The following is a 6,867-nucleotide window of genomic DNA, read 5'->3' as shown; positions in this document are numbered from 1 at the left end:
CGGCCCGCCCGCTCAGCGAGACCGAGGCCGTCGTCGCGCGCATCTGGGCCGAGGCCCTCGGCCTCACAACCATCCACCCCGATCAGAACTTCTTCGAGGCCGGCGGCGACTCGATCCTCAGCCTCCAGATCGTGGCGCGCCTGCGCGAGGCGGGCTTTGCCGCACAGCCCCGGCAGATCTTCGCGCATCAGAGCGTGGCGGCCCTGGCCCGCGTGCTCCGGACGCGCGACACCGAGGCGCCCGCGCCCGCCCTGCCGGAAGGCCCGGCCCCGCTCACGCCGATCCAGGCGTGGTTCCTGCGCCAGGACATGCCGCGCCCGGACCACTGGAACCAGTCGCTGCGCCTGACCCTCGGGGCGGATGTCGACGGCGACCGCCTCGCCGACGCGCTGCGCCGCCTTCCGGCCCGCCACGAGGCCCTGCGCACGGCCTTCCGGCGCGACCGCGAGGGTGCCTGGACCCAGGCGCCCGTCCCGGCCGAGCAGCTGCCCGACCCGGTCGCCCGGATTGCGGTCGCGTACGAGGCCGAGACGGAAGCCTGTTTCCGCGCCGCCGAGCGGGGCCTCGACCTCGCGCGCGGCCGGGTCTTCGCGGCAATCCTCGCCGTGACCGACGACGGCCCGGCCCGCCTCCTGCTGACCGCCCATCACCTCGTCGTCGACGCGGTCTCCTGGCGCATACTCCTCACCGACCTCGAAGCGCTGTACCGCGACGGGGCCGCGCTCGCCGCCCCGGCCGTCCCGTTCCGCGCCGTCGCGCACCATCTCGGCGCGCAGCCGCCGCGAGACCCCGCGCCCTGGATCGCCGCCCTCGGCGCCCCCTCCCGTGCCCTGCCGGTCGACCATCCGGACGGCACCCGCCGGCAGCGCGACGCCCGCGAGATCCGGATCACCTTCGATGCCGGCACCACCGCCGGCCTCGACAGGGCAGGGGGGCCGACGCGCCCGCGCCTGCACGAACGGGTGCTCACCGGCATCGCCCGCGCGGTCGCCGCCTGGGCCGGCGGAGATGCCCTGCACGTCACCGTGGAACGGCACGGCCGCGATGCGGCCCTGGCGGTGGAGCGCACCGTGGGCTGGTTCACCACGCTGGTTCCGGTGCGCCTCGCCCTCACGGGGGACCGCGATCGCGACGTTCGGGTGGTCAAGGAGGCCCTGCGCGGCCTGCCCGGCGCGGCGGACGAATTCGGCCGCCTGCGCGAGCTGGGTCCCACCGAGTCCCGCGACCGCCTGGCCGCTCTGCCGGTGCCGGCCCTGACCTTCAACCATCTCGGCACCCTCGACGGTCTCGCCCCGGGCGGCCTGTTCTCCCTGGACGCCGAGGACATGCGCCTCTCGGCCGACCCGGATTCACCGCTCGGCGCCGAGCTCACCATCAACAGCTACGTGCGCGGCGGCAGCCTCACCCTGCGCCTCGCCTATGCGAAGACGCGCTTCGCGGAGTCCACCATTGGGACCCTGTCGGAGCGCATCCGGGACGAACTCGCGGCGCTGGCATCCGCAACGGGGGCGCCTGGCCTGACCCCGTCCGACGTGCCCCTCGCGGGCCTCGACCAGGACGGGCTCGATCGCCTCGGCCTCGACGACCGCAGCGTCAGCGACCTCTACCCGCTCGCCCCCGCCCAGGCCGGCATCCTGTTCCACGCCCTCGCCGCGCCCGGAACGGGCCTCTACGTGAATCAGCTCGCCGTCACCATCGCGGGCCTCGACGCCCCGCGCTTCGTGGCGGCGTGGCGGGCGGCGCTCGCCCGGCACCCGATCCTGCGCTGCGGCTTTCTCTGGACCGAGGCGATGGGCGCGCCGCTCCAGGTGGTCCACGCGACGGCGGAGCTTCCCGTCGCGTGGCGCGACCTGCGCACGGACGCGGCGCCGGATCTCGGCGCCCTGGCGGAAGCCGAGCGGGCGCAGGGCTTCGACCTCGCGCGTCCTCCGCTGATGCGCCTCCTCATGGCGGCCCTTCCGGACGGGTCCCACCACCTGATCTGGACCTGCCACCACCTCCTCCTCGACGGCTGGAGCAATGCCCGCCTCGTCTCCGAGGTGCTGCGGACCTATGCGGGCGAGGCGGTGGAGCCGCCCCACCGCCTGTTCCGGGAACACGTCGCCGCCCTGGCGCGGGGCGATTCCGAAGGCGACGCGGCCTATTGGCGGGAGGCCCTGGCGCCCCTCGACGAACCGAGCCTCCTCGCTCCCGCCCTCGCGGGCGAGGCGGGGCGGAGCGGCCACGGACTTGTCGACACCCCGCTGGATCGGGCGCAGGTCGCGCGCCTCCAGGCCGTGGCGCCCGCCGAGCGCGTGACTCTCGCGACCCTGTTCGAGGCCGCCTGGGCCCTGACCCTGGCGCGCTTCACCAACCGGTCCCGGGTGGCCTTCGGCGTCACGGTCTCGGGCCGGCCCGCCGATGACGGCGGGATGCATGCGGTGCTCGGCCTGTTCATCAACACGGTGCCGCGCTGCATCCACCTGCCGGCCGAGAGGCCGGTCGGCGCGTGGCTGCGGGAGTTGCAGGACGCGGCCGCGACCCTGCGCGACCATGCCCTCGCGCCGCTGGTGGCGATCCAGGGCTGGGCGGGTTCGCCGGGCCGGCCGCTCTTCGACAGCCTTCTCGTGGTCGAGAACTACCCCGTCGATGCCGTGGTCCGCGACCGCGACGCGGGCGGCCTGCGCTTCGGGCCGGTGACGACCCTGGAGGCGACGGACGTGCCCCTGACGCTCTCGGTCCTCCTCGACGCGGCGCCGCGCCTGACCTGGAGCCACGACCGCGCCCGGATCGGCACCGCCGACATCGACCGGCTGGCGGCGCAGATGCTCGGCACCCTCGCGGCCCTGGTGGAGAACGCGCAGGCGCCCCTCGGGAGCCTGGACCTCGTCCCGGAGGGCGAGCGCCGCGCGGCCCGGGCCGGTGCCCGCCTGCTGGCCCCGGCCGGGCCGGCCCCGGCTGAGCCGGCGATCCACCGGCGCATCGCCGCGCAGGCGCAGCGGCGCCCCCAGGCGATCGCCGTGACCTGCGCGGGCGCGGACCTCAGCTACGGCGCGCTCGATGCCCGCGCCGCGCGGCTGGCCCGTCACCTCGTGCGCGCCGGTGTCCGACCCGGCGCCCTGGTGGGCCTCTGCGCCGAGCGCTCCCTCGATCTCGTGGTCGGCCTGCTGGCGATCCTGAAGAGCGGCGCCGGTTACCTGCCCCTCGATCCCGGCTACCCGGCCGACCGGCTCGCCTTCCTGCTGGCCGATTCGGGCGCCGCACATGTCCTGGTCCAGGGCGACGCCCTCGGGCCGGACGTCCTGCGGCCCGCGCCGGCGCCCCGCCTCATCCGCCTCGACGGCCCGCTTCCGGACGAGACCGACGCCGTGACCCTGCCGGGGCCGCCCCATCCCGACCAGCCGGCCTACGTGATCTACACCTCGGGCTCCACGGGACAGCCCAAGGGCGTGGTCATCACCCACGCCAACGTCGCCCGGCTCCTGGAGACCACGCAGGGTCAGTTCGGCTTCGGCGAGGCCGATGTCTGGACGCTGTTCCACGCCTACGGATTCGACTTCTCGGTCTGGGAGATCTTCGGCGCCCTCTGCCATGGCGGACGCCTCGTCGTGGTGCCCCGTTCGGTCGCGCGGGCGGCGGACGCCTTCCTCGATCTCCTCGTGCACGAGGGCGTCACGGTCCTGAACCAGACCCCCTCCGCGTTCCGGCCGCTGATGCAGGCGGCCCTGGCCCGCACGCCGTCCCCGCCTCTCGCCCTGCGCACGATCGTGTTCGGCGGCGAGGCCCTGGACGTGGGGGGCCTCGCCCCCTGGTTCGCCCGCTTCGGCGACGCGAGCCCCCGCCTCGTGAACATGTACGGCATCACCGAGACCACGGTGCACGTCACCTCGCGGGTGTTGCGGGCCGGCGACGCCGCGGCGCCGGACAGCCCGATCGGCGAGGCTCTTGACGACCTCACCCTCCACCTCCTCGACGACGCCCTGGATCCGGTGCCGGACGGCGTGCCGGGGGAGATCCACGTGGGCGGCGCCGGCCTCGCCAGCGGTTACCTCGGCCGGCCCGGCCTCACCGCCGCGCGCTTCGTGCCCGATCCCCACGGCCCACCCGGCGCCCGGCTCTACCGCAGCGGCGACCGGGCCCTGCGCCGGCCGGACGGCAGCCTCGCCTATCTCGGCCGGGCCGACGGGCAGGTGAAGCTGCGTGGCTACCGCATCGAGACCGGCGAGGTCGCCGCGGCTCTCCGGGCCGAGCCGGAGGTCGCCGATGCCGCCGTGATCCTGCGCGCCGGCCCCGGCGGGCCGCGCCTCCTCGCCTACGTGGTCCCGGCGGATCCGGCGGCCGGGGACCTGGACGAGCCCGGCCTGCGCGCCCGCCTGCTGCGGCGCCTGCCCGAGCACATGGTGCCGGCCGGCATCGTTGCCCTGGCGGCCCTGCCGCTGACCGCCAACGGCAAGCTCGACACGGAGGCCCTGCCGGAGCCGGCCCGCACCGCGGCGACGTTCGAGCCGCCGGAGGGCGAGACGGAACGGGCCATCGCGCAGATCTGGTGCGAGGTGCTGGGCCTGACCGCAGTGGCGCGCGACGACAACTTCTTCGGCCTCGGCGGCCACTCCCTGAGCGCCGCCCAGGTGACGATGCGGATCGGCCAGCGCCTCGCGACCCCGGTTCCGATCCGCACGGTGTTCGAGGCGCAGACCCTGCGCAGCCTCGCCCGGGCGGTGGAGGCGCACCGGGCCGACGGCTCGGACGCGCGGGCCGATCTCTCCGCCATGGACGATCTTCTCGTCGACCTGGAGACCTGAGTGAACGCCCACGCCGCCGATCTCAGCCGCCGCTTCGGCCGCCTCCCGGCCGAGAAGCGCCGGCTCTTCCTCGACGCCCTCGCCGCCAGGGGCATCGATTTCGGGCGCCTGCCTATCGTGGCCGGCGACGATGCGGGGGCCGCGCCGCTCTCCTACGCCCAGGAACGGCTCTGGACGATCGGCCGCATGGGGGGCGACGCGGCCCTCCTGCACATCGCCGGAGGCCTTCGCCTCGACGGCCCCCTCGACCCGACGGCCCTCGCCGGAGCGCTCGCCGCCCTCGTCGCCCGGCATCCGGGCCTGCGCACCGGCTTCCGGGCGGGAGCGGGAGACCGGGTCGAGGCGGCGACACACACGGACGTCATCGTTCCGCTGCTTGAGACGGATCTGTCGGATCTCGCAGCGGCAGAACGGCGGGAGCGGCTCGACGCCCTCTCGCGGGCGGAGGCGCGCGCGGCCTTCGACCTGGCCGCACCGCCGCTCCTGCGGGCGCGGCTGGTCCGCTGCGGCCCGAACCGGCACGTCCTGCTCCTGACCCTGCACCACCTCGTCGCCGATGGCCGCTCGGTGGAGATCCTCCTCGGCGACCTGATGCGGCTCTATGCGGCCGGAGCCTCGGCCGCCCTGCCGCCCCTGCCCATCGCCTACGGGGACTACGCCCGCTGGCAGCGCGACTGGCTGGAGGCGGGCGAACTCGACCGGCAGCTCGCGGGCTGGCGCACCCGCCTCGGCACCGGCGACCCGGTGCTGCCGCTGCCCCTCGACCGGCCCCGGCCCGCGATCCAGAGTTTCCGTGGGGCGGCCGTGGCCTTCGCGGTGGAGGCGGGCGTCGCACAGGCTCTGCGCGACCTCGCGCGGGCCACCGGCGCCACCCCCGCCATGGTGCTCCTCGCCGCCTTCGCTCTGCTCCTGCGCCGGATCACCGGCGAGGCGGACCTGCGCATCGGCGTGCCGATCGCCAATCGCGGCAGGCCCGAGACGGAGCACGTGGTCGGCCTGTTCGTGAACACCCTGGCGCTCCGCCTGACCGTCGACCCGGCCGCGAGCGTCCTGAGCTTCGTCGCGCGCGTACGCGACGCCATGCTGGAGGCGCAAGGGCAGGCGGACCTTCCCTTCGAGCGGCTGGTGGAGGCCCTGCAGACCCGGCGCAGCGTCAGCCACACCCCCTTGGTCCAGGTGATGCACAACCACCGCGTCACGGGTCCGGAGCGGTTCGCGGTCGGCGACCTCACCGTGGCACCGTTCGGCCGCGAGACCGGCAGCATCCAGTTCGACCTCGTGCTGGAGACCGTGGAAACCGCCGAGGGCGGCCTCTCCGGATCCTTCGGCTATGCCCGCGACCTGTTCCAGCAGGAGACCCTGGAGCGGATCCGCGACGGTTTCCTGGGACTTCTGGCTGCGCTGGTGGCGGAGCCGGCGCGGCGGGTGGACCTCCTGCCGCTGGTCCCGGAACGGACCCGCCNCGGATCCGCGACGGTTTCCTGGGACTTCTGGCTGCGCTGGTGGCGGAGCCGGCGCGGCGGGTGGACCTCCTGCCGCTGGTCCCGGAACGGACCCGCCTGGCCCTGTCGGCCCCCTATCCCGGACCGCTGCCCCTGGCCGACGACCTCCTGCCCGGCCTGATCGCGCGGGCCGCCGCCGCACGCCCCGACGCGCCCGCCGTGATCTGCGGCGAGACCGCCACCACCTTCGCCGCCCTCGACGCCAGCGCCAACCGCCTCGCCCACGCCCTCGTCCGGCTCGGCGTCCGGGCCGAGACCCGCGTCGCCGTCGCCCTGCCGCGCTCCGCCCGCCAGATCGCCGCCTTCCTCGCGATCCTGCGCGCCGGCGGCGCCTTCCTGCCCCTCGATCCCGGCCTGCCCCCCGCCCGGATCGCCGCCCTCCTGGCCGATGCCCAACCGCGACTCGTCCTCGGCGACCCCGACACCCGCGCCCGCCTCGCCGCCGTCCCCGACCTGCCCGACGCCCTCGACCTCGACGCCCTCGATCTCTCCCGCGAGCCCGCCACCGCCCCCGCCGTGCCCCTGCACCCGGACCAGCTCGCCTACGTCATCCACACCTCCGGCTCCACCGGCCGGCCCAAGGG

2 protein-coding genes and 1 pseudogene are annotated in these 6,867 nt (G+C 75.7%); all 3 read left to right on the top strand.

What is annotated here, in order from left to right; genetic code table 11:
- The coding region (locus ASF49_RS12565) for a non-ribosomal peptide synthetase (protein WP_156652998.1) at positions 1-4,781 on the top strand (4,781 nt) is incomplete at its 5' end.
- Between the two features lie 186 nt (positions 4,782-4,967).
- Positions 4,968-6,243, top strand: a pseudogene (locus ASF49_RS24500) (condensation domain-containing protein); the annotation flags it as partial.
- Position 6,244: 1 nt separating this feature from the next.
- A partial coding sequence (locus ASF49_RS24495) for an AMP-binding protein (protein WP_244472831.1) occupies positions 6,245-6,867 on the top strand: 623 nt, incomplete at both ends.

This window comes from Methylobacterium sp. Leaf104, assembly GCF_001422885.1.
Taxonomy (GTDB): Bacteria; Pseudomonadota; Alphaproteobacteria; order Rhizobiales; family Beijerinckiaceae; genus Methylobacterium.
Note: the sequence above shows the minus strand (reverse complement) of the source record. Positions and strands in the feature narration are given on the sequence as shown.